The sequence below is a fragment of the Shewanella sp. GD04112 genome (assembly GCF_029835735.1).
Lineage (GTDB): Bacteria > Pseudomonadota > Gammaproteobacteria > Enterobacterales > Shewanellaceae > Shewanella.
Map to the genome: position 1 here is coordinate 1,346,670 of NZ_JAOEAL010000001.1, position 22,747 is coordinate 1,369,416.

General features: G+C 47.5%; 20 protein-coding genes. 9 read left to right on the forward strand and 11 right to left on the reverse strand.

Annotation, left to right across the window (positions count from 1 at the left end):
* Window positions 1-119: 119 nt before the first annotated feature.
* The 5 genes from N7386_RS05920 to N7386_RS05940 form a co-directional block, all read right to left on the reverse strand.
* Window positions 120-503, reverse strand: coding sequence for a hypothetical protein (locus N7386_RS05920; protein WP_279767426.1), 384 nt, complete (start codon window positions 501-503; stop codon window positions 120-122).
* A gap of 129 nt (window positions 504-632) precedes the next feature.
* Window positions 633-1,070, reverse strand: a complete 438-nt coding sequence (locus tag N7386_RS05925) for an OsmC family protein (RefSeq protein WP_220054974.1) — start codon at window positions 1,068-1,070, stop codon at window positions 633-635.
* A gap of 99 nt (window positions 1,071-1,169) precedes the next feature.
* Window positions 1,170-1,520: a DUF3325 domain-containing protein gene (locus tag N7386_RS05930; protein ID WP_279767427.1), complete on the reverse strand. Its 351-nt coding sequence runs from the start codon at window positions 1,518-1,520 to the stop codon at window positions 1,170-1,172.
* Window positions 1,517-3,199 carry a PepSY-associated TM helix domain-containing protein gene (locus N7386_RS05935; protein WP_279767428.1) on the reverse strand — a complete coding sequence of 561 codons (1,683 nt, stop codon included), beginning with the start codon at window positions 3,197-3,199 and terminating at the stop codon, window positions 1,517-1,519. Before N7386_RS05935 ends, N7386_RS05930 begins: the two co-directional genes overlap by 4 nt.
* Window position 3,200: 1 nt before the next feature.
* Window positions 3,201-3,575, reverse strand: coding sequence for a DUF3649 domain-containing protein (locus tag N7386_RS05940; RefSeq protein ID WP_088210788.1), 375 nt, complete (start codon window positions 3,573-3,575; stop codon window positions 3,201-3,203).
* A gap of 422 nt (window positions 3,576-3,997) precedes the next feature.
* On the opposite strand from N7386_RS05940, the gene N7386_RS05945 reads away from it, so the two are divergent.
* The 3 genes from N7386_RS05945 (at window position 3,998) to tnpA (ending at window position 6,758) form a co-directional block, all read left to right on the forward strand.
* Window positions 3,998-5,566 (forward strand): PAS domain-containing methyl-accepting chemotaxis protein, encoded by a 1,569-nt coding sequence (locus tag N7386_RS05945; RefSeq protein WP_279767430.1) that lies wholly within the window; start codon window positions 3,998-4,000, stop codon window positions 5,564-5,566.
* Window positions 5,567-5,795: 229 nt separating this feature from the next.
* Window positions 5,796-6,152 (forward strand): ribosome-associated translation inhibitor RaiA, encoded by a 357-nt coding sequence (gene raiA, locus N7386_RS05950; protein ID WP_023266557.1) that lies wholly within the window; start codon window positions 5,796-5,798, stop codon window positions 6,150-6,152.
* Between the two features lie 168 nt (window positions 6,153-6,320).
* Window positions 6,321-6,758, forward strand: coding sequence for an IS200/IS605 family transposase (tnpA, locus tag N7386_RS05955; RefSeq protein WP_279767432.1), 438 nt, complete (start codon window positions 6,321-6,323; stop codon window positions 6,756-6,758).
* A 170-nt stretch (window positions 6,759-6,928) separates the two neighbouring features.
* Here tnpA and N7386_RS05960 read toward each other — a convergent pair whose 3' ends face one another.
* Both N7386_RS05960 and N7386_RS05965 read right to left on the reverse strand, forming a co-directional pair.
* The gene (locus N7386_RS05960) at window positions 6,929-7,606 is read right to left on the reverse strand and encodes a response regulator transcription factor (RefSeq protein WP_279767434.1); all 678 of its coding nucleotides are present in this window, start codon (window positions 7,604-7,606) and stop codon (window positions 6,929-6,931) included.
* Window positions 7,607-7,652: 46 nt separating this feature from the next.
* Window positions 7,653-8,813: a histidine kinase gene (locus N7386_RS05965; RefSeq protein WP_279767436.1), complete on the reverse strand. Its 1,161-nt coding sequence runs from the start codon at window positions 8,811-8,813 to the stop codon at window positions 7,653-7,655.
* A 365-nt stretch (window positions 8,814-9,178) separates the two neighbouring features.
* Between N7386_RS05965 and N7386_RS05970 the strand changes: the two genes are divergently transcribed.
* Window positions 9,179-9,724, forward strand: a complete 546-nt coding sequence (locus N7386_RS05970) for a cysteine hydrolase family protein (RefSeq protein ID WP_279767437.1) — start codon at window positions 9,179-9,181, stop codon at window positions 9,722-9,724.
* Window positions 9,725-9,794: 70 nt separating this feature from the next.
* Here the strand turns inward: N7386_RS05970 and N7386_RS05975 are convergent, their stop codons facing one another.
* Window positions 9,795-10,517, reverse strand: a complete 723-nt coding sequence (locus N7386_RS05975; protein ID WP_088212097.1) for a YebC/PmpR family DNA-binding transcriptional regulator — start codon at window positions 10,515-10,517, stop codon at window positions 9,795-9,797.
* 390 nt (window positions 10,518-10,907) lie between these two features.
* Here N7386_RS05975 and N7386_RS05980 point away from each other — a divergent pair, with 390 nt between their 5' ends.
* Window positions 10,908-12,479 carry a methyl-accepting chemotaxis protein gene (locus N7386_RS05980; RefSeq protein WP_261731573.1) on the forward strand — a complete coding sequence of 524 codons (1,572 nt, stop codon included), beginning with the start codon at window positions 10,908-10,910 and terminating at the stop codon, window positions 12,477-12,479.
* 315 nt (window positions 12,480-12,794) lie between these two features.
* Entirely contained in the window at window positions 12,795-13,019 is a 225-nt protein-coding gene (locus N7386_RS05985) for a TIGR02922 family protein (protein ID WP_011621944.1), read from the forward strand.
* 104 nt (window positions 13,020-13,123) lie between these two features.
* Here the strand turns inward: N7386_RS05985 and N7386_RS05990 are convergent, their stop codons facing one another.
* Window positions 13,124-13,705, reverse strand: coding sequence for a TetR/AcrR family transcriptional regulator (locus N7386_RS05990; protein WP_261731572.1), 582 nt, complete (start codon window positions 13,703-13,705; stop codon window positions 13,124-13,126).
* A 128-nt stretch (window positions 13,706-13,833) separates the two neighbouring features.
* Between N7386_RS05990 and N7386_RS05995 the strand changes: the two genes are divergently transcribed.
* A complete protein-coding gene (locus N7386_RS05995; RefSeq protein WP_126512726.1) occupies window positions 13,834-14,901 on the forward strand; it encodes an alkene reductase in 1,068 nt (355 codons plus the stop codon).
* Between the two features lie 67 nt (window positions 14,902-14,968).
* On the opposite strand, the gene N7386_RS06000 is transcribed toward N7386_RS05995, so the two are convergent.
* Window positions 14,969-17,386 (reverse strand): ATP-binding protein, encoded by a 2,418-nt coding sequence (locus N7386_RS06000; protein ID WP_279767443.1) that lies wholly within the window; start codon window positions 17,384-17,386, stop codon window positions 14,969-14,971.
* A 396-nt stretch (window positions 17,387-17,782) separates the two neighbouring features.
* On the opposite strand from N7386_RS06000, the gene N7386_RS06005 reads away from it, so the two are divergent.
* Complete coding sequence (locus N7386_RS06005; RefSeq protein ID WP_279767445.1) at window positions 17,783-20,422, forward strand: bifunctional diguanylate cyclase/phosphodiesterase; 2,640 nt, start codon at window positions 17,783-17,785, stop codon at window positions 20,420-20,422.
* Window positions 20,423-20,571: 149 nt separating this feature from the next.
* Complete coding sequence (locus tag N7386_RS06010) at window positions 20,572-21,801, forward strand: DEAD/DEAH box helicase (RefSeq protein ID WP_279767447.1); 1,230 nt, start codon at window positions 20,572-20,574, stop codon at window positions 21,799-21,801.
* A gap of 264 nt (window positions 21,802-22,065) precedes the next feature.
* On the opposite strand, the gene N7386_RS06015 is transcribed toward N7386_RS06010, so the two are convergent.
* The gene (locus N7386_RS06015; RefSeq protein WP_279767449.1) at window positions 22,066-22,575 is read right to left on the reverse strand and encodes a hypothetical protein; all 510 of its coding nucleotides are present in this window, start codon (window positions 22,573-22,575) and stop codon (window positions 22,066-22,068) included.
* Window positions 22,576-22,747 lie beyond the last annotated feature (172 nt).

Here is a 22,747-nt window from a genome sequence, read left to right on the forward strand (position 1 = left end):
ATTTAACTAAGGTTTAAGTTAGCCAAGTTAAGCTGGCTTGGTTCAATGTTAGGGTGTTGTCTTGTGGTTCCCGAGACAACACCTTTTTTTATGCCCACTCATTAATGCTTTCGCTAGCATCAACATAGGCTTGCAGGGTGTTGACCTGTTGTTGATTGCCCCACAGTTGCAGCTCTAGCCGAATCGTTGTGACTCAAATAGTAAGCCGTGGGAGCCGAAATCCCATCGTTCGTTCCCATCGCGATATTGACCATGTCCGATGCGACCTGATACTTCATTTTGGTCGCTTGAATATGAGCATATTGCTCAACACCCGCCTTCACTTTGCTTAAGTCTGGCGCATGAGGTTGTGGGATCGGGTCCACCTGCGACAGTTGTTTCGCTTCATTAGATAGGGTCACAGTGCTCGCGCTGGCGGGTGCGGCTGATGCCGTAGTCGTCGCGGCTGTTGTCGCTGGCTGCTGATAGGGTGCTGCGGTATTACGATAGGCTTGGATCTGCATGGCTAACCTCGAGTGTGAGCGTGAGATATGGCGCTATCATACGGTAACCGAGCTTGAGCTAAGCTGAACGAGGTGCGGAATGGGTAATCGGAGAGGGCAAGTTCATCGTGATAAACTTGCCCAAAATCGTTAAAACTTAATTTGAATATCTGTCGCTAACGTATTGGCGATAAAGCAGTTTGCGTGTGCTTTCTCGTGAATTTTCTCAAGAGTTTCAGCTGAAACCTCAACACCTTCGGCAAACACCACCTTAGGATTTAAAATCATTTTGGTGACGGCAAGCCTACCTTCGTCATTTTTACCCAGCTCAGCGGATGCCTCATCGATATAAGATAATACTGGGAGGCGTTTGAGGTGCGCGATGGCGAGGAAGGTCAGCATATGGCATGAAGATAGCGCCGCGAGCAGGCTTTCCTCTGGATTCACCAAATGTTCATTACCCTTATATTCGGGGGCAGAAGAGGCCTGAATTGTTTGACCGCTGCCAAACGTAATGCTGTGGTCACGGCAGAATTCGCCTTCTTCGGCTGGAGAGGTTTGCCAATTCACCGTTAAGTTAAAGCCCATGTTTTTCTCCTCATAGCAGGACATCAGGGCACTATAGCTTAGCTAAAAAGACTTCTCCAGCATGGGGCGCACAGTTTAGTGCGCCACCAGTGAAACGGTTTAGAGCCCACCACTTAACAGCAAGCTGCCAGTCAGTACACTGCCAGTGACAATCCCAATGGGAAGGTGGCGTGGGCTGTAGCTTAGGGTCAAAATCACTAACATGGCGGCTAGCGAGATGAGCCCCATAAACAGAATGCTGCCATAGGCCCAGCCTTGCCCGTGGGCGCAGGTACTTAAGCTGATGATTAATAACAGCCAAGCAAACAGGGTTAACAGGCGGCTCTGCCATTGTGACGGTGGGCGTTTAAACACATCCTTAAAATGGCCAAACTTGGCTAACGCAAACAGCGCAAGGGAGAGATAACTAAGCCCGAGAATGCCGAGCATAGGGATAAATTCTGGCATCATGATTTTGCTTCCTCCAAGGGAGACGACGAGGCAAGTTCGTTAGCATAACTCGGAGCTGGCTGTTTTCTTGTGACTTTTTCAGCTGTTGCCGTATTTTTTCGACTCGGTTTTTGCAGGGTTTTGACCACAGCAGAGAGTCGTGTACTGGCAAATAACATCGCACTGCCCAGTAGTAGAGCGACTATATCAAACCCCACCAGTGCCCATTGTTGGCTGCGGATATTGTCAATAAAGTGGCTTGGCGAGGTAAATGCGTTCAGTACCGGCAGCGCACAATAAAGTACTCCGATTATCATTAAGGCCAATTGCCAATGGCGTCTGCTTCTACCGAAAAATGCCCAAACGCCCATTGCCGCGAGGGCGATAAAGAAGCTGTGAACCTCCCAAGCAGAGCGAGTCGCAAAACCGACGGGTAACAGGCGATTGGCATAGAAAAACGCTGCCGCGCCCAAGGGCAAGCCTAAGATAAACATGAAGTTTAAGCCTTCGACTAAACGCAAACCACGGCTTGCTTTTTCACCTTTATCGATTGCTTTTTGCTGTTTCTGGCGTAGACGAATCGCCCACATTAAGGTGCCTGATGCCACCATGGCACAACCGAGTAAGCCGCAGAAGAAGAACAAAATACGCAGCAGTGGCGCAGCAAACCGCGCGGTATGCAGCGACATCATAGTGTCGTACGTGGTGACGGTTCCCGACACTTCATGGGGGCTGGCGTATTTGAGTTCACCGGTCACGCCGTTAAAGACTAAGATTGATGACTCATCGGTGACCTCTTTGCCAGTATTTTGGTAGAAGGTGACTTGGCTATTTTGATCTTTAGGATAAGAAACAATCACCTGCTTAATAGGCGCATCGCCCCATTTAGCCTGAACTTGGGGTAGCAGTTGGCTTAAGCGCACTTGCTCTGCCTGAATGCCCGAAGCTTTTTCTGTTTGTCTTGCAGGATTGAGTTCTTTTAAAAAGGCTTGATTATCCTCAGGATAAGCTGTGCTCACCGTCCATGGAATATACATCAACATTAAGGTAATGAGGCCGGTATAAGTGATCATCAAATGGTAGGGTAGGGCAATCACTGAGCTGACATTATGGGCATCTAACCAAGAGCGCGCGCCCTTGTTCTGGCGAAAGCTAAATAGGTCTTTAAAGATACGCTTGTGGATAACGATGCCGCTGATAAGGGCAATCAGCATAAACATGGTGCAGACACCCACAATGTAACGCGCCGTAATGGCGGACATATAGTGCAGGTCGAAATGTAAACGATAGAAGAAGTCACCACCACGGCTATCGCGGACATCGGTGATGACGCCACTACCATCGGCCAGTGCGGTATGTTGCTCGATTTTGCCACGGCGTTGCCCCTTTTCAGGCGGCAGTTGCCAAGCAAAGCTCAACATCGGGCTGCGTTCTGTTGGGAAGTTAATTAACCAGCGCTGTGTGGTAGGGGCTGAATGCGTTTCAATATAGCTTTGTCCCTTCTCAAGTTGGTTGGCTACTTGGTCAACTTGATAGTCCTGAAAAGCCCCGCGGTGAAGCTCTGGCTCGGCCCATAGGCTCATCTCATGGCGGAAATAACTCAGGCTGCCAGCAAAAAAGATCAGCAATAACACCCAGCATACGAGTAAACCCGCCCAAGTATGTAGCCAGGATAGGGTTCTAAAAAAGGTTTCTTTCATCTTATTGTCCACACACCTTAAGCAGAGCAAAACACAGGAGACTAAATAGCGTGAGATCCCGCCACGCATGCCAAGTTTTACGCACGCAGAAGGCATAAATTATCGCGATGGCATAAAACAAAAATGCCAACATATTGGCCGTTAATGTGCTCTCAAATCGAGACATAGGCAGTACTTGCGTCAGTAAACAGGCTAGTGTTGCCGCCGCAATATAGCCCGCTAACAAGGCGGCACTGGCGCGAACAAACACTTGAAAACCAAACTGGGTTTGATCTTGCTTAAACCAGCGTAAGGCTGCTTGAAAATAACCCGTTACAGCGGCAGTTGAAGCTGCCGAAGTTGCTGAAGGTGTATCTGATACTGGGATATGAGACATAAGTGCTGCTTATTTCAGTCAATATTAAAACCGTTATGGCGACCTGCCATGTCACGCATACCACTCCATTGATTGTACTTATGCCTAACCCTGTCCACTTGGGTGCATGAGCAAAGGAGAGTTGCTACTCGGTTTGGAGTATAACTCAGTTTATTTAAATGATAAACAATATCATTTGCGTTTATCTGTGAGATCCTTAACGTATTTGTGACGGGGCGAAATCACGCCGGACTCGTTTGCGCAGGAATAATTCAGCAATGTGCAATCTGTCACAAATGTTTGGTTTTGTTGATGTGATTGATCTTACTTGTTTAGAATTTGGTTAATTTTTATGCTGCCATTGTGAGCTTAATCAAAGCAGGCATTCTGTCATTTTGGCAAAATGCGGCGCAACTTTCACATGGAATCCGTTAGTGCGCCCTATGCAAACACATTCAAAAAATGGTGAAAAACACCTCTCCGAAAACGCTATTCTCCTCTCGACGACCGATCTGAAGGGCAACATTAAGTATGTTAACCAGACCTTTTCGCAGATCAGTGAATATAGCGTTGCCGAGTTGCAGGGAAGCCCACATAACATAGTCCGCCATGGCGATATGCCCGCCGCTGCTTTTAAAATGCTTTGGGAGCGGATAAGAAGCGGTAAACCTTGGATGGGCATTGTTAAAAATAGAACCAAAACAGGGGGCTATTATTGGGTCAATGCCTATGTCGCACCAGTATATGAGAACGGAAAAATCCATGAGTATCAATCGGTTCGTCGCCAAGCGACTCCAGATCAAATCAAAGCTGCCGAAGAGATCTATCAAGGGATCAATCAAGGTAAACAGCCTAAAGCATTAAAAAAAGACCGCTTAGGATTTGGCGGGAAAGTCCTCACGGCGATGTTATTTACTATCGCGTTAACCGCATCCTTAGCAACTTATTCACCCATCTTAGCTGTGCTAGCCGGTGGGCTGATTGCTTGGGGCCTGTGGTACATGCTTATGCGGCCTTTTCAGGAATTAGTGCAGGTGGCCAGTAATATTATCGATGACCCTGTTGCTATGGGCGTTTACACTGGCAGACAGGATGAAATCGGTAAAATTGATCTTGCCCTGCGATTTTTAATTACCGAAATTGGCGGCGTAGTCGGCCGAATGGCGGATTCTGCCAGTGAGATCCAAGAGCAGAGTGTCAATCTTAAACAAACCATCACTAATACCTGGGAGCATGCAGATAGCCAGAGCGCGCAGACCACGCAGGCGGCAACCGCGATGGAGCAAATGAGTGCCAGTTTTGCGGAAGTGACGGACAATATCCACCGCACCGCATCCGAGATGGTTTCTAGTCATCAGGCGGCGCAGCGTGGTCACTCACGGCTTGAAACCGTTATCGAGGCGATACATCAACTGAGTGTGCAGGTGAGCCATTTTTCCGATGTGGTACAAACGATTGAGCAGGATAGCCAAGCGATTCATCAAGTGTTAGAAGTGATCCGCTCCATCGCCGATCAAACCAATCTGTTAGCACTCAATGCGGCGATTGAAGCGGCGCGTGCGGGGGAAAGTGGCCGCGGCTTTGCTGTTGTTGCCGACGAGGTGCGGCAGTTATCTAGCCGAACCAGCCAGTCGACTTCGCAAATTGAGCAGATTGTCAGTCGCTTTAAAGACAGCACCCAAAGGGCCACATCGACCATGACGGCCGGACAGGAGCAAGTTAAGCGTTCAGTCTCCTTAGCGCAGGATGCCAGTGTTGCCTTTGGCGAGCTGTTATCTTCTATTGCGAGAATCAATTCCTTAAGCGATGACAATGCGGCGGCAATGACGCAACAGACGTCGGTGGCGGCGGAAATTAGCCGTGCTATCCATGTGATCAGCGATTTGGCCCAGCAGAGCTTACAACAGACACAGGATGCGGCGGCGAGGGGCGATCAGGTATCGCGCTTATCGACTAAAACTCATCACCTGTCGCAACAATTTTGGCAGCAGAGCGTACAGCGTAAGTATTAAATCTAGTCACGTTGCTGGTTGGTTTATATTTATAGTCGATTATAAATCAACCAGTTACTCATTTTTAAAGTTCCCTTCAATTGCTATTTCTTTGATTGGTCTCACATTTAGCGACGGCTAATACCCGTTTCAGTCGAAATATTTGTCTAGGGGGCTTGTGTTTTATTTGCCATGCCCCAAGCTCTAATAGTGAAGCGAAAAAAAGTAAAGACACTAAAAGGGACAACCTATGAAAATTAATCTTTCTGGTCACCATGTCGATGTTACTGATTCTGTAAAAGAACACGTTAACGAAAAGTTTTCTAAAATCGCCACTCATTTCCCCACATTGATCGGCCTCGATATCATTATTGCTAAGGAGCATGGCGAGTTTCAGGTTGAAATTAGAACGAATTATGAAGGCAGTCGCATCTCAGCCTCGGGTACGGATGAAATCATGTATCCCGCGATTGCCGCCGCAGCGAAAAAACTCGATGCTGCACTCAAACACCGTAAAGGCCAGTTAAAGGCGGACTTACATGAAAAGCCAACCTGCACTACGCCGCCAATCGCCCACGAAATTATCCAAGAGATGGATTTGCGCTAGGGATTAACTTTTAGGATGCAATAAAAAAGGGCCTGTTGGCCCTTTTTTATTGTCATCCCAAAACCACCGCCTCTGGCGGTGGTGATTGTCCCTTAAGGCTATAGCCTGAATAACGCCCATGTTAAAAGAGACCTTCTTATTCACCACAAGTAAGAGGAAACTAGAAACATGGGCGATTACAGAAGTTCATCACATGTTTACTGGCGTTGTAAATATCATATCGTTTGGACGCCTAAGTACAGATTCAAAATTCTAAAAGGTAACCTCGGTAAAGAGTTATACAGGTCGATTTATATTCTATGCAATATGAAAAGTTGTGAGGTCTTAGAATTAAACGTCCAGATAGATCATGTGCATCTAGTCGTGATAATTCCCCCAAAGTTGTCAGTATCCACATTAATGGGGGTATTGAAGGGTAGGAGTGCAATAAGGCTTTTTAACAAATTCCCTCATGTTCGCAAAAAGTTATGGGGAAATAGCTTTTGGGCGAGAGGTTACTTTGTTGATACGGTAGGCGTAAATGAGGAAATCATAAGACGCTATGTTCGTCATCAAGACAATCAAGATTTAGAGTATGAGGCTCAATTGTCGTTACAGATGAAGTAGGTGTAAGGAAATTGCCCCTTCTAGGGGCAAATCAAAGCCGCCTTCTAAGAAGGCGGATTCTTTACTGGCTGCGATTTGGCTTAAACCAATTAGTTCAAGTCAAAAATTTAGAACCAAGGCATTTAAGCCAAGGTATTTAAAGCCCGTTGCCTTAAACTTGCTGTAATTTCTTAAATCAAAGAAAGCTGCAATCCCTTTAGCACGGCTTGGGTGCGGTCACGGCAATCGAGTTTAGCCAGTATGGTGGAGACATGGTTTTTGACCGTGCCTTCGGCCAGAAATACCGCATTGGCGATTTCTTTATTGGAAAATCCCCCCGCCATAAAGCCTAAGATCTCCCGCTCGCGATCGGATAATAAGCCGTGAGTCGGCCCGCTTTGCGCCGTTGGCGAGGATTGCTGCATCTGTTCAAGCACTGAAGGTTCTATCAAGTGTCCGCCCTGAGCGACGGTTTCAATGGCATGCAGTAATTTATCCAGTGACACATCCTTCAATAAGAAACCATTTGCGCCTGCTTGCAAGCTATTTAAAAACAATTCGCTGTCATCAAAGGTGGTTAACATAATCACAGGTAGGGGATTTTTTGCGGCGCGAAGCTGTTTTAACAGACTGATACCATCGAGCACTGGCATGCGTATATCGCTTAGCAACACATCTACGGCATCTGTTTGCAGCAGTTTCAGCGCCTCTTGACCATTCTCGGCCTGCCAAATCACCTCGATATGGTGTGAGATGGCAATCAGGCTGGCGATGCCCTGACGCACCAATTGCTGATCTTCCACTAATCCCACTCTAATCGTGCGAGGCGCTGGCGGATAATCTTCGGTCATTATTTGCTGACTTTCCATGAATGTGACTTATTCCTTGGTTAACTGTTTCATTATTAATGCCATTTTACGCTGCGTTGCTGCGCGGCAGACTAATTATTAGCGAGCAGCCTTGGGCGTGCGAACCATCTTCGCTTATGTCATTGGGTTGCAAACGTGCGCTGCCGTGAAAAGGCGATAACCTTTCCAGCATGCTACTTAGGCCAACGCCCTGAGAGGCGCTTTGGCTTATCCCTTGGCCATTATCTTTAAGGCGAATGATAAGCTCGGCTTGCTCCTCTTGCATCGACAGCGTGAGCTGATTGGCCTTGCCATGGCGCACTGCATTACTGATCCCTTCCTGCAACACCAGCAATAAGGCTTGGGCCAGTTCAGTCGATTGGAGCGGCATTAATGATTCATACCGCAGGCTAACATTGGGCAAACGGCTTGCAATGGCATCGAGCGGCGGCGTTAAATCGAGGCCAATATTCACCCGCTGCGCCCGAACCACGGCGCGAATACTCTCTAATAATTCCTTGGCCAGCGATTTACTCTGATTGACTGTGGGTTTGAGCTCCGCAGGCGCCTGATGACTTAAGAGCTCAAGTTGCAGTGATAATGCCGTGAGCTGGTGGCCGAGAATATCGTGCAAATCCCGTGAGATCCTCAATCTTTCTTGCTGCTCGCTGGTTTGGCTCAGCAAGGCTCTCGTGGCGATAAGTTGTTGATTAAGCTGTTCCTGTATTCGGCGAGACTCGCGCTCTGACAATCTCGCTTGGCTACTGCTGTAGGCAAACAGCTGAAACCCCATATAAATAAGCACATTAATCATCACACTGTTTGAGGTTTGTGTATGCAGGATCAGGTAATAACCAATATTAGCTAACAGGATCTGTGCTACTGCGGCGCGGCGGCTAAAAAACTCTGGTAAGAGCGAGGCCCAAATTACCAGTAGAATGGGCAGTAATGGGTGTTGACTCAAGAGCATCAATCCGAAGACGCAGCCGACGAGTGCGTTGCTTAACAGCCTGCTTAGATTAAGGTTTTTTCGGGGGAAATCCTGCGTCGTTAATAACAAGAAGAGCAGAATAAATAAGGTATACAGGGTGAGATGGCTAAAGGTCGCGAGTATGGGGAGATTAGCTTGCATATCCTGATTGAGCCCTAGCCAAGCGATAAGCGCCCAGGTGAGGCTGCCTGCGCCAATCAGCATTGTTTCTGCTCTAATAAATCGATTTCCCTGCACTGATTGGTTTCCTGTTATTCATGCTGCCATCCATTCTAAGGCAAGAATTCAATAAGTCACTAAATCACTAAGCTCATAAGCCACTAAGTCACTATGGCAAATGTGACACTATTTCAGTGTCAGTTGGTTTATCAGTAATTTGATTTATTTCATTAAAATGTCATCAATCTTGGCTTGATCTTCTTAAGCGGCTGGCATAGTTTGGCCTTATGCACAAATTTGCCGTTTACTTCACCCACACTACGACCACAACTGCTTCGGCGGTGCGTGCGTAGCGATTTGTGCCTAAAAATCGATTACTCAACCCCGCCCAAAGTGGCGGGGTTGTTTTTTCCGTCTTTTGGGCAATAACGCTGGAGAATGTGATGGATAACATGAGCTTGCCTAAAACTGCGCTGTTAATTATTGATATGCAGCAGGGACTGTTTTACGCCGATGCGCCGCCCTTTAATCGGGAACAGGTGCTTAATAATATCAATCTCTTAATTGCCAACGCCCGTGAGGCTGGTGCACCGATTTGGGCGGTTCGCCATACGGGGCCTGAAGGTTCCCCGATTGCTGCCGGAACGGAAAATTGGCAATTGATTGAATCCTTAGCGATTAATCCGCAGCTGGATAATATCTTTGATAAAACCAAGCCAAGTTGTTTTTATCAAACTGGATTGGCAGAGGCATTAACCCATGAGGGGATAAGTGAGCTGGTGATAGTGGGGATGAAAACCCAGTATTGTATCGATACCACTTGCCGAATTGCGGCGGAACTTGGCTGGCAGGTGGTGTTAGCCGCCGATGCGCACACTTGTATGGATACGGCGCAGCTCTCGGCAGAGGCAATTATTGCCCACCACAATGTCACGCTCCAGGGCGCCTTTGTGCGTTTAGCCAAGAGCGCGGATATTGAATTTCATTAATACTCGCAAACAAAAACGCAGCCCTTAGGCTGCGTTTTTTGATATCAAAGACTCTGATATCGTAATCAACTTATTCTTGAATATCTGCGTTGTGATACACGTTTTGTACGTCGTCACAATCTTCTAATGCGGCGATAAACTTATCAAATGTAGCCACATCTTCGCCCGATACTGGCGTCATGTTCTGTGGTACGAAGGTGATGTTTTCCACTTCGAAGTTGATGTCTGGCATCGCATCTGTCAGTGCGGTTTTGACTTTGAAGAACTCAGTATGCGGCGCGATAACACTGATCATGCCGTCTTCGACTTCCACTTCATTTACATCGACATCGGCCATCATCAGGATCTCGAGGATGGCATCTTCGTCTTCACCAGGGAATACGAAAACAGCAGATTGATCAAACATATGGCCCACAGTGCCTGGGGTGCCGAGTTTGGCATCGTTCTTCACGAAGGCTTGACGCACTTCGGTGAAGGTACGTTTTACGTTGTCGGTTAAGCAGTCCACGATAACCATGCAGTTACCTGGGCCGAAACCTTCATAACGGGCTGTATCATAATCTTCACCGCCGCCACCTTTGGCTTTATCGATTGCACGTTCGATAACGTGTGCTGGCACTTGGTCTTTCTTAGCGCGTTCGATTAAACGGCGAAGTGATAAGTTGCCGTCTGGCTCAACGCCACCTTGCTTGGCGACTACGTAAATTTCTTTACCGTAGCGCGAGTAAAGGCGGGTTTTCTGGCCAGCTGTTTTCGCCATGGATTCTTTACGGTTTTGATATGCTCTGCCCATCTTGATCTCGTTAGCTCAAAAAAATTGCGCCGATATTAGCAGTTTTAAGTCTGATTGTGCAGTCACTCTCGCGGGAATTATTGCGGATAAAGCGATGGATACCACATTTTAAGATGGCATTTATTGCTGACACTTTTGGCTTGGGGAAATAGGCAATTCGGTTATATCTATACTAAGGTCTAATGCCATAAGCGCGATAGAGTGCTGATGATAGCAAGATAGTTTATATTTCCTATGGGCGAATAGTTCAATTTAGTCAGAGGGATAGACTCACTATATCGTTCTCGATCTTGCCTATTTCGCAAAGCTTTGCGAATCGAATGGCAAAGGATAGCCAGTGAATGTCCGCTTCTCTCACTCCCCTAGTGCGTGTATTCAGTGAGAAACATTATGGAATTACAACATAAAGTCGCCATTGCGCTCAGCTTTGTTTTAGTCGTACTCAGTAGCCTTCTTCTCAACGCGATAGCACTGTCTGGTTTCACGCAGGCGCTGATCTTGGGGGGAATTGTCTGTGCTTGGGTGCTGTGGATAGTGCAGCGCTTAGTAAGCCATTACAAGCCCAAATCTGAGCAAGTAACGAAGGCATTCAAATCAGTTAACTCGCCAGAGCATGAGATCAGCGTACAAACCAGTAAGATTGCGATTGGCTCGGCCGAGGTGTCGCATTTTATTGACCTATTAAATAAATCCATCGAGTCCAATGGCGAACATGCCAGTGCCATTGCGGTGGCGGCTTCACAGTTAAGCCATACCACGGCGCTATTAGGTGACAATGCCACGCATATTTTAGGGCAAACTCAAGAGGCGGAGCGTTTAAGTGTGCAGGGGCGTACCCAAGCCCAAAAAGGAGTATCGGCGATTGAATCCCTCAGTGGCGACATCAATACCGCCGCACAGCAGGTGCAAGCACTAAAATCTAAAGCCGAACAAATTCAAAAAATTACCGAGGTGATTAACTCGGTCGCCGAGCAAACGAATTTACTGGCTCTCAATGCCGCCATTGAGGCTGCACGGGCAGGAGAGCAGGGGCGTGGCTTTGCCGTGGTCGCCGATGAGGTCCGCAGCCTTGCGGGCAAAACGGCGGGCGCAACCAAAGATATTGGTAAGATGCTGCTCGAGATCCGCGCCGAAACCGATAAAACCTCGGGACTGATGGAGCGGGTGGTCTCGCAAACTGCCGATGTGGTGATGGCGATGGGGACGCTCGATGGCCACTTTACCGACATTTCGACATCCGTTACCCATTCGGCGCGGGCTCTGGGTGATATGGAAGATTCACTCAAACAATATAACCACACCACCAATGAGATAAGTGGTTCGGTGAGCCAGATCCGCGACTCCCTTAACGTCACAGGCAAGCAAAGCCACAAACTCTCGGAACAGGCGTTTACTCTGTCATTAACCACTGAGGGTATTTTCAGAGCCCTAGCGAATTGGGATACCCATACCTTTGACCAACAAGTGTTATTACTCGCCAATGAAGCGGCTAAAGCCTGTGGCGAAAAACTCTCCCAGGGATTAGCGAATCGTAGTTTTACCGAGACTGAATTGTTTAATCCACAATACCAACCAATTGCGAATACTCAGCCACAAAAGTACAGCACGGCCTTTGACCGCTATACCGATCAACATTTTCCAGCCATACAAGAGCCGATCCTCGCCAAGCACAGTGAGATAGTGTATGCCGGCGCCGTGGATAGAAAAGGTTATTTCCCAACCCACAATAAGCGCTTTAGCCAAGCCTTAACCGGTAAGGTGGAAATTGATATGGTACATAATCGCACTAAGCGTTTGTTTAACGACCCGACCGGAATACGCTGCGGCGCCCATACTGAGCCTGTGCTGCTGCAAACCTATAAGCGAGATACCGGGGAAGTGATGCATGATTTGTCCGTCCCGATTTATGTCAATGGCAAACATTGGGGCGGTTTTAGGGTTGGATTTAAGGCGAAATCTTAATTAGTGTATTTATTCTAGGTTTAGTGCATAACGACGCAGAATAAAATGTTGACTAGTTGTGATCTTTGGCGCGTATTTGCTTAACAGAATAGAAATAGTTTGGCATCTATTTGCCGAAGTGCTTAAATAACTGGATATTCATGGCGCTAAGATTTTCCTAAGGGTTGTATTTAGGCTTGTCGCATGATGTTTTTATAGTTTTTTGATTTTAAAAGGTAAAATGCATCTTGGAGTTTTGTTGTTATAAGAGATGAAGGGAGACTCTTGCCACTTTGATCGATAGCAGTAGATTCTGCTTAATGTGAGTTAAAAGTTATGCAAGCAACACAAGCGACAGTTACCGTTTTGTATTATGACGCGCCAGTCGGGTTAATTATGCACAACGCGGTGTTAGAAGGTTTACCTGTGAGCGATTCCGGTCGTGTGATGATACCTGCGAGTTTTCGTAAGGGAAAATCCATCATCGCCGTGCTTGAAGGTGAGTGTAAAATATTGAACTCACTCGGTGAGCGGGTATTTGCGCAGGCTAATATAGGTTAATAAAAACGAAAAATAGCACTGGCAACACTTGAAACTTAAAGGACGATAAGTGGATTTATCGTCCTTTTTGCGTTTTTGGGGCTGCCTAACTAAGCACGCCGTTTTTATCTGCAGACATCATCAAACAATTTATCGGCCAATTGCTGCAGGATTTCCGCCTGCGGATGGGTATGGGCAAAGGTTCTTAACCCATAAATGCCCATCATCAAGTATTGCGCCCGCTGCTCACTGTTAAGCTCGCCTTGCAACATCCCTTGGGAGGCCGCTAATTCAAATTGTGCCGTCAACGCATACTGCCAAAGCATGAGGTTTTGACTGATAATGTTTTGGATTTCATCATCTTGCTCTGCAATTTCATTTAAGGCTTTAGTGAGCAAACAAGCTTGCTGGCTATCGCAGCTTAAACATTCGACCACGATATTGTCTAAGTAGGTCTTTAAATTCCCCAGCACGGGCCAGCTATTGGAGAAGATAAGCTTGAACTGCTCGTTTCTATCCTGCTGATATTGCTCGATGGCGGCGATCAGCAATCCACGCTTATTACTAAAAGCGCAATAAATGGAGCCGGGATGTAACCCCGTCGCTTGGGTCAGATCCTGCATGCTGGTTTTGGTGTATCCCTTGTGCATAAAGGCGGCCATCGCCCCCCTGAGCACCTGCGCCCTATCAAACTCTGCGTTTCGCATTGCAATCTCACCTTTCACGGATACTTGGGCTGATTCTAACTAATTTTGAACAAACATTCAAAAATGTTCTTGAATGATCGTTCAAATAAGAATATCTTGAATGCACATTCAAGAATGGGGCAACACCAATGACGATTGAACATGCAGCGAATTCCGTGGGTAATTTATTCGATACCTACAAACTTAATGACACTATTACCTTAAAAAACCGTATTTTAATGGCGCCATTAACGCGCTGTATGGCCGATGCGGATTTAGTACCGACCGATGATATGGTGGCTTACTATGCTCGCCGCGCCGAAGCGGGATTGATTATCTCCGAAGCGACGATCATTCGCCCTGATGGTCAAGGTTACCCAAATACGCCCGGGATTTTTAATCAAGCGCAGATCGCCGGCTGGCGTAAAGTGACGGATGCTGTGCATGCTAATGGCGGCAAGATTTTTGTGCAGTTATGGCATACCGGCCGTGTCGCACACCCACATTTCTTCGGTGGCGGCGATGTACTGGCGCCTTCGGCTGAAAAAGTAGAGGGCAGTGTGCCCAGAATGCGTGAGCTGACCTATGTCACTCCAAAAGCGGCAACTCTTGAAGATATTCAGGGCTTAGTCCGCGATTATGCGAAAGCGGCCGAAAACGCGATTGAAGCCGGATTCGATGGGGTTGAGATCCACGGTGCAAACGGATATTTAATCGATGCATTCTTACACCATGACAGCAACCGTCGTACCGATGAATACGGCGGCACACCTGCCAATATGTCACGCTTTGCTTTAGAAGTGGTTGATGCGATTGCGGCGCGTATTGGTAAAGACAGAACCGGTCTTCGTATTTCTCCCGGCGCCTATTTCAATATGGCTGTCGATAACCGTGACCGCGCCGTGTTTGATTACCTGTTGCCTGAGCTCGAAAAACGTGAACTGGCCTTTGTGCATATCGGTATCTTCGACGACAGCATGGAGTTTGATTACTTAGATGGCCGTGTTTCTAGCTATGTGCGTGCTAACTATGGCAAAACCTTAGTGGGTGTAGGTGGTTACAGCGCCCAATCGGCAAGTGAAGCGATTGCCGCCGATAAGTTTGATTTAATTGCGATTGGTCGCCCCTTTATTGCCAACCCAGATTATGTGGCAAGAGTGCGCCAAGGTCATGAATTGGTGACCTATAGCGATGAAATGCTGGCAAGCTTGGTGTAACTCAGAGCAGCAATTACCGATAAAAAAGGGTTAGCTTTGCTAACCCTTTTTGATTTTGGTCCGACTATCAATTGGCTTTAGGGAGCGCCCTCAGGGCATTGAGTTTTTGCTGGGCAATCCCAAATACGCACTCTGGGGCATAATGGCCTGCGTGTTTCCCATCATTGCCTCCTAAGGTCGCTGCCGTTTTACCTAAGAGTAATGCCATAGCTTGGGTGACATGGCTAATTGCCCAAATATGGAATTCTCCACGCTCAACCGCTTCCACAATGTCTTGGCGTAACATGAGGTTGGCGATATTCGACTCGGGAATAATCACCCCTTGGCTCGATGAGCGGCCCTTAATTTTGCACACATCGAAAAAGCCTTCGATTTTTTCATTTACGCCGCCGATGGGTTGCGCCTCACCAAACTGATTCATCGATCCGGTAATGGCAATATCCTGCCTTAAGGGCAACTCACTGATGGCGGAGATAATGGCGCAGCATTCGGCCATCGAGGCGCTATCACCATCTACCCCGCTGTAGGATTGCTCGAAGGTGAGATAGGTGGTGAGGGGGATTTGCGCGGTTTTACCAAGGACCGAAGCCAAATAGGCTGTCAGGATTAACACTCCTTTAGAGTGAATGCGGCCGCCGAGCTTAACCCTATGCTCAATATCCAGCACTTCCCCCTTACCGAAGGCGGTGGTGGCGGTAATACGATTCGGCAGACCAAATTGATGATCTGAGGTTGATATCACAGATAACGCATTGATTTGGCCGACAACTTTATCGTGGGTATTGATTAATGTCGTGCCGTTGATAAAGCTCTCCATAATATTGTCGTGTAGGCGCGAGACCCGTTGCTCTTGGTTTTTCAGCGCCTGCTCTACATGTTGTTTTTCAATACATTGACTTGCGGCGGCCTTAGCGCAGAAGTTTGATTCCCTAAGCAGATTGGCGATGTTTGCCGAATGCAGCGACAGCTTTTGTTGGTCCTGCGCCTCACGGGAGCTGTATTCGATGATGCGTGCGATGGCGCTGCGGTCACAGTGCAGCATATTGTTATCGTGGACTATGCTGGAAATAAATCGTGCATATTGCGCCTCCGAGATATCGGTTCTATCCATCACATCTTCAAAATCGGCCGTGACCCTAAATAACTCACTGAAATCAGGATCATAATGCTGTAAAAGCTGATAGGTTTCGTGATCCCCAAACAGAATGATCTTCACATCTAAGGGAATGGGTTCCGGCGCCAATGAGATAGTGCCCGACAGTGAGACTTCCCGCTCCAAGGAGCTTAAATCTAACTTGCGGGAGCGCAGTGCACGTTTCAAGCCGTCCCACACATAGGGGCGCTCCAGTACTTTGATAGCATCCATCAACAGCACGCCACCGTTGGCCTTGTGTAAGCTTCCTGGGCGGATGAGTGAGAAGTCGGTAAATACTGTGCCCCTAAAGGTGGCGTTCTCAACATAGCCAAACAGGCTGTGGTAGCTTGGGCTTTCTTCGACCACAATCGGGAATTTTTGCTCCCCCTGGCATACGATGACGTTGACCTGATAGCGGCGCGGCATTTTCTTTTCTAGGGAAGCGTAGGCGAGGGCGAGTTGCTCCTCACTCTCCTCAAGGAAAATATCTAAATTACTTAAGATATCCGACTGCATCCCCGTTAAGAAGGCTCTGACTTCGGGCTGATGTTTGTACTTGTCCTTCAAGGGCTTAAAAAAGTGCACTAATACATCTTTAGCGACTTGTTCGTCGTGTTCCTGCTGGGTATCGCTAAATTCTTCTTCCCATTCGGTATTTTGGCGAATGATGCCGCGAAGTTTGACTTCGAGCCCATTAATATTGCTTTCAAACTGAGTGCGTTCGGCTTCGGTCAAGGCGCCAAAGGAGACTTCGTCATGGGGCTCTTCGCCATTGAGGGCAACCATTTGATAGTCGCCCTGCAGGGTTAAACTGAGACTAATATTTTTCTGTTTGGCTTCTTCACTTAGCTCTGTCAGTGCGGCTTCTTGTTTTTGTGCTAGCTGGCTTTTGAGTTTTTCGGCACGGGCATAATACATTTCGTTATCAAAGGCTAAGGGCAGCGCTTTGACGAGTTTTAGCATGAGTTTTTCGATGGACTTTTTAAACTCTTGCCCCGTTCCTGCGGTGAGTTTAAGCACTTTGGGACTGCGGGTATCGTCAAAGTTGACCACATAGCACCAGTCAAACAGTGATGGCTCGATAGGCTCATGGCGATTCAGGTAACGCAGCATCATAGTGCGTTTGCCTAAGCCGTTTTGGCCAATGGCATAAATGTTATAGCCCTTTTCCTTAATCCCCATGGCGAATTCCACCGCCTGTTGGGCACGTTCTTGACCGACAATATCATCGAGTGGCGTGAGTTGAGCGGTAGACTGGCACTCAGGGTTAAGCTGTTTAAGGTCGGATTTCCGATAAAGCTGTTGACTCGTTAACGGGATGGCGGGTGTGGCAGTGGGCACGGTAGGCATAGAGATCCTTGTTTTTCATCCTGATTATTTCCATTGTAGACAATAAGATAAGGTTTTTGTCAATCACAAGGCGGTAATTTACGGTTAAATCAGTGTTGTTGCTGACGAGTCGATTTTTGACGGAAGCTAAACTTAAAAACAGTCTATTATCATTAGGATAGATATTGTCATTTGCCCATGCAGGCTCTCGAAACAAAGTAATCGCTGAATGAGTCAAATATTTATGTATTAGTGAATGACGATGCTTGATTGTCTGCGGTAATATGGCCTACAGAATGCGACTATCGCGTTATCCATCTATTGATACTCTGTGTTGGTTATGGCTGTGTTTTATGGTGAGGGAGTGTAAATGCCCTCAGTCACAATGGAATTGTAGAGGCTAGAGTTAGCAAGCTTATGAATGATGTTGCAATTTCACCAAAGCAGTTAGCGAACTGGGCAAGCGACTTACAATTAATTGCCGATATCACTCAGTCACATGCAGCGATTTTTAGGGTAACCCCCGCCGGAGAGCGCAGTCTATTATTGCAGACTGTGGATTGTGAGCCACGCCATTTAGAGGCGCTCCTTTTACAGGCCAATTTGAAAGCGCATTTTAGCCTGTATCAAAATGCTTCCCCTAAAGATCAGGTCTTTTCCCAACACAGTGCACCCTATAATCCCTTTAATGAATCGAGTGCTTTTAGCAACTATCAGGTGAATCTGCCCGAAGATCTCAGTGCTGGTGCTCATCAGCCATCCGCATTATTGATCCGCGATGTTAACGCCGATCCCCAATGGCGTGCGACTGGGATTGGAAGCTTGATTTACCTGCCGATACTTTGGCCATCTGGCGCTCATTTCGGGGCTTTATGTCTTTATCACAGTGCGGCTTTGCACTTAGACGACAAGGCCTTGCAACTGGCATCTTTGACCGTCAATAGCCTGCAACTTCACTTGGCAGAATTACTCAGGTTGCAACAACAAGCGGTGACGGCAACGCGTAAAGAGAGCAAAGCCGTCGACGTGATTGGCCTGCAAACCTTTATCGACAGCTTTGAAGAACATATCTGGGTGAAAAATACCGCAGGTGTTTATACCATTTGCAACCAAAGTGTTGAAAAAGCATGGGAATTACCTCGTAGTGAAATCGTCGGCAAGACAGACGAAGAGCTCTTTGGTAAAGATATCGCCGAGATTTTTCTTAATGGTGACCGGCTTGCGATTGAAACCGGTGCGCCGATTATTGTCGCCGAGTGTTTGGATGGTGAAAAGCAAAACAAGCACTTATGGCTAGAAACCCTGAAAATTCCTGCCTTAACGCCGGAGGGCACGTTGGCGGGAGTCATCGGCATGACCCGCAATATCTCCAAGCATAAAGAAGTGGAAGAGCAGCTCACGCTGGCGACTAACGTGTTTAAACATTCCCTCGAAGGCGTTGTCGTGACGGATAGACACGGCAATATCACCGATGTGAATGGCGCCTTCTATGAGATCACTGGCTACTCGCGGGAAGAGTTGCTCGGTCAAAACCCACGGTTATTTAACTCGGGTCGTCATGAGAAAGCCTTTTTCGATACCATGTGGACTCACTTACTCGAGACGGGAAAGTGGAATGGCGAAATTTGGAATCGCCGCAAGGATGGCACTATCTTCCCGCAAAATATCACCATCAGCACCATTTATGATGACAGTGGTGATGTACGCTATTTTGTCGCAGTCTTTGCCGACATTTCCGCTCAAAAACAGAATGAAGCCCAGCTTGCCCATCTGGCTTACTTTGACCCGCTAACCCATTTGCCAAACCGCATGAAGCTGATGATGCAGCTTAAACAGGAAGTGAAGCATGCAAAACGGCTTAATGCCCAGTTAGCAACAGTCTTTATTGATGTGGATTTGTTTAAACATATCAACGACAGTTTTGGCCATAGCATAGGTGATGAGATGCTGGTGGAGTTGGCAAAACGTTTGCGCTGCCAACTGCGGGAGCAAGATGTGCTGTCGCGTATTGGTGGTGATGAGTTTGTGGCGCTGATCTCGGGGATTCAAGATCACGAGGATGCCGCTGTGGCCATCAATCAATTACGCCAAGTATTTGAACAACCTTTTGTGGTAAGTACGGGCGATCATCTACGTCTTACCGCCAGTATGGGGGTTTCAATTTACCCTAGCGATGGCAGTAAGGCCGATACTCTGCTGCGTAATGCCGATGCTGCCATGTACCGCGCTAAGAGTGAGGGCCGCAATAACTTTGCCTTTTACACTGAGTCGCTTACCAAACAATCCTTTGAGCATTTAAAGCTGCAGAGTGCACTCTATGGCGCGCTTGAAGAGAATGCTTTGTATCTGATGTATCAGCCTAAATTGGATTTAGTGACCCGTAAAACCCTTGGCGTGGAGGCGCTACTGCGCTGGAATGATCCCATATTGGGGCAAATATCCCCCGGGGTGTTTATTCCCGTCGCCGAGAAAATTGGGCTGATTTACGATATTGGTTTATGGGTGCTCGAAACCGCTTGTCTACAAGGTATGCGTTGGCTCGCCGAGGGCAAACCCTTTGGCCGAATTGCGGTCAACGTTGCCGGACAACAGCTACAACGTAGCTCCTTTGTTGAAGATGTTAAGCGTATCTTGGCTCAAACTGGCTTACCTGCCACTTGCCTTGAGCTTGAAGTGACTGAGAGCGTGATGATGCACAATCCCGATGTGGCGATTCGTGACTTAAAGCTGTTAGGGGATCTTGGGATCGAGCTCTCGGTCGATGATTTTGGAACCGGATATTCCTCCCTTAACTATCTGAAAAAACTGCCTATCCATAAGCTTAAAATTGACCAATCCTTTGTGCGAGATATTCCGTTTGACACCAACAATACCGCTATCGCTAAAGCCGTAATTGCCCTAGGGCATGCGCTCAAATTAGAGATAGTGGCAGAAGGGGTCGAGACTCAAGCACAGGCTGAGTTTTTAACCCACAACCTGTGCGATCAGGCGCAGGGCTATCTGTTCAGCCGTCCGCTATTACCCGCGGATGTTGAGGCGTTTTTAGCGAAAGCCTAAGCGCGTCTAGTGAAAGTCTGAGCGCGTCTATCGACCATAAGGCTGATTGGGCATGATTAACGCCGTGAGCAACTGACAGATGCAATGCAACTGGTCGCTCTAGCGGCTGTCTGTTAACATGGCGCCATTAATGTTTTTGGTGATCTTCCATGTCTTTTAGCGCGCTTTCCTTACATTCTCAGTTAGTGAATACCTTAGCCGAACTTGGCTATCAGCAGCCCACGCCTATCCAAATTGAAGCCATTCCCGCTATTTTGGCAAAACAGGATGTGATGGCGGGTGCACAAACGGGAACAGGGAAAACCGCAGCCTTTGCTCTCCCGATTTTGCAGCAATTACTCCTCGATAACCAAAGCCAAGATGCCCCTAAAGATATTCGAGCCTTAGTGCTAGTGCCGACTCGTGAGTTAGCGGTGCAAGTGCAGCAGAGTTTTGTGAAATATGCCAAAGGCACGGAGATTCGTGTCGGGATTGCCTACGGCGGCGTGAGTATCGAGGCTCAGCAAGCCGAATTTAAGGCTGGCATCGATGTGCTTATCGCGACGCCTGGGCGCCTACTCGATCATCTACGTCAAGGGGCACTTAACCTTAAGCGTTTGAGTGTGCTGGTATTTGATGAAGCCGACCGTATGCTCGATATGGGATTTATGGATGAAATCAAAGCGGTGCTCAAGCAAGTGCCCGCGCAGCGACAGACATTGCTGTTCTCGGCCACCTTAGACGATTCGATTTTCGGTTTCAGTAAAAATCTGTTGCGTGATCCTAAGCTTATCGAAGTCGCGAAACGCAATACAACGGCCGCACAGGTGGAGCAGCGGGTTTATGCCATCGACAGTGATCGTAAAACCGAGTTTGTCAGCCATTTAGTACGCAGCAAAAATTGGCAGCAAGTGCTGATCTTTAGCCGCACTAAGCAGGGTGTCGATAAGCTGACCACTCAGCTCAATCAACTCGGGGTGGCAACGCAGGCATTTCACGGTGACTTATCCCAAGGCGCAAGGGAGAAGGTTTTAAAGGACTTTAAACAAGGACTAGTGCAGGTTTTAGTCGCGACCGATGTTGCCGCTCGTGGCCTCGATATTGCCGACTTACAGTATGTGATTAACTTCGAATTACCCTTTATTGCCGAAGATTATATTCACCGTATCGGTCGCACTGGGCGTGCGGGTAGCACTGGTTTGGCGATTACGCTGTTTAGCCAAGAGGATGCACTGCTGCTTGAAGAGGTAGAAGCATTGCTCGATAAACGCCTGCCGCAGCAATGGTATCCCGGCTTTGAACCTGATTTTAATAAGATGGAACCCGAGCCAAGACGCAATAGTAAAGCGGCTCAAAAACAGCGAGCTAAGAAGCGCGCCTTAGGCGGCAAGAAACGGTAACGCTAGTTTGCTTATTGGTATGGTTTAACTTGTGGGTTGAAAGCGTTATCAAAAGTCCTGCCTTCGATACTTATCCGCCCCAGAGATGGGGCGGATTTTTGTTTTTCAACCGTTGACGATTCTGCGCTTCTCTTGCGTGGCAGTTTACTTATCTTTCACGGTTCTCACGCTCACTGGCGTTTTGGATCGCATCTCGCTCATTGTGTGTCTAGTGAACTGCTTATCAAGGTCTTTTTTCAAATTGTTAGTGTTGAACGTTAAGCATTAACTAAAATAGACTTCAGCTTGATTATTGCGTTGCCGCTCTTCATTTTTTTCAGTTGCTTCTTTAATTAGCTCGGCTTTTTGGGCTTCGAGTAGCGCTATCTGCTTGGCCTTTTCTTCTTCGGATAAGCTGTCATTGGCGGCAATTTTCGCCATTTCTTCTTCTAGTTGCTTCAGTTTTTCCCTGTCGACTCCGGTGCGTTTATCGAGGATTGCCTGCATGGCTTCCGCTAATCTGTCTTCGGATTTTGCGCTCTCTTGAGAACCGGCAATATTTTGCACATTGCTGGTGTAATGTTGTTTGGCATTGGGCGCAAGCTGGCTATAGGTATCACTGGTTTCAGCGCTTCGAGTCACGCCGCCCGATAGGGTGACTGTATCTTGCGGAACCGTCATTTGAGGGCTCGAACTTTCCGCTGTGCTTGGTACGCCCTGCGTTTGTTGAGTCTGAGCCGATTTTAGCTGGCTTAGTGCAATGGCAGCATAGCTATTGGGATTGATGACCGTCATTTCCTTATTCTCCCTCGTCGATGTTTACTTCCTGATGCCGCGCCAATGGGGCGAATAAACTAAGCAATATCAAGGCCAAGCCCTAGCGACTTTCGTTGGATTTTTAGCGTCAGAAAATTTTTATAAAAATTTGTACAAAAACTTGATCCTTGTACAAGAATGGTCCGTAATA

Bases quoted from the DNA above. Each gene is read 5' to 3' on its own strand.
- N7386_RS05920 (WP_279767426.1), bottom strand. From the start codon at position 503: ATGCAGATCCAAGCCTATCGTAATACCGCAGCACCCTATCAGCAGCCA.
- N7386_RS05925 (WP_220054974.1), bottom strand. From the start codon at position 1,070: ATGGGCTTTAACTTAACGGTGAATTGGCAAACCTCTCCAGCCGAAGAA.
- N7386_RS05930 (WP_279767427.1), bottom strand. From the start codon at position 1,520: ATGATGCCAGAATTTATCCCTATGCTCGGCATTCTCGGGCTTAGTTAT.
- N7386_RS05935 (WP_279767428.1), bottom strand. From the start codon at position 3,199: ATGAAAGAAACCTTTTTTAGAACCCTATCCTGGCTACATACTTGGGCG.
- N7386_RS05940 (WP_088210788.1), bottom strand. From the start codon at position 3,575: ATGTCTCATATCCCAGTATCAGATACACCTTCAGCAACTTCGGCAGCT.
- N7386_RS05945 (WP_279767430.1), top strand. From the start codon at position 3,998: ATGCAAACACATTCAAAAAATGGTGAAAAACACCTCTCCGAAAACGCT.
- raiA (WP_023266557.1), top strand. From the start codon at position 5,796: ATGAAAATTAATCTTTCTGGTCACCATGTCGATGTTACTGATTCTGTA.
- tnpA (WP_279767432.1), top strand. From the start codon at position 6,321: ATGGGCGATTACAGAAGTTCATCACATGTTTACTGGCGTTGTAAATAT.
- N7386_RS05960 (WP_279767434.1), bottom strand. From the start codon at position 7,606: ATGGAAAGTCAGCAAATAATGACCGAAGATTATCCGCCAGCGCCTCGC.
- N7386_RS05970 (WP_279767437.1), top strand. From the start codon at position 9,179: ATGGATAACATGAGCTTGCCTAAAACTGCGCTGTTAATTATTGATATG.
- N7386_RS05975 (WP_088212097.1), bottom strand. From the start codon at position 10,517: ATGGGCAGAGCATATCAAAACCGTAAAGAATCCATGGCGAAAACAGCT.
- N7386_RS05980 (WP_261731573.1), top strand. From the start codon at position 10,908: ATGGAATTACAACATAAAGTCGCCATTGCGCTCAGCTTTGTTTTAGTC.
- N7386_RS05985 (WP_011621944.1), top strand. From the start codon at position 12,795: ATGCAAGCAACACAAGCGACAGTTACCGTTTTGTATTATGACGCGCCA.
- N7386_RS05990 (WP_261731572.1), bottom strand. From the start codon at position 13,705: ATGCGAAACGCAGAGTTTGATAGGGCGCAGGTGCTCAGGGGGGCGATG.
- N7386_RS05995 (WP_126512726.1), top strand. From the start codon at position 13,834: ATGACGATTGAACATGCAGCGAATTCCGTGGGTAATTTATTCGATACC.
- N7386_RS06000 (WP_279767443.1), bottom strand. From the start codon at position 17,386: ATGCCTACCGTGCCCACTGCCACACCCGCCATCCCGTTAACGAGTCAA.
- N7386_RS06005 (WP_279767445.1), top strand. From the start codon at position 17,783: ATGAATGATGTTGCAATTTCACCAAAGCAGTTAGCGAACTGGGCAAGC.
- N7386_RS06010 (WP_279767447.1), top strand. From the start codon at position 20,572: ATGTCTTTTAGCGCGCTTTCCTTACATTCTCAGTTAGTGAATACCTTA.
- N7386_RS06015 (WP_279767449.1), bottom strand. From the start codon at position 22,575: ATGACGGTCATCAATCCCAATAGCTATGCTGCCATTGCACTAAGCCAG.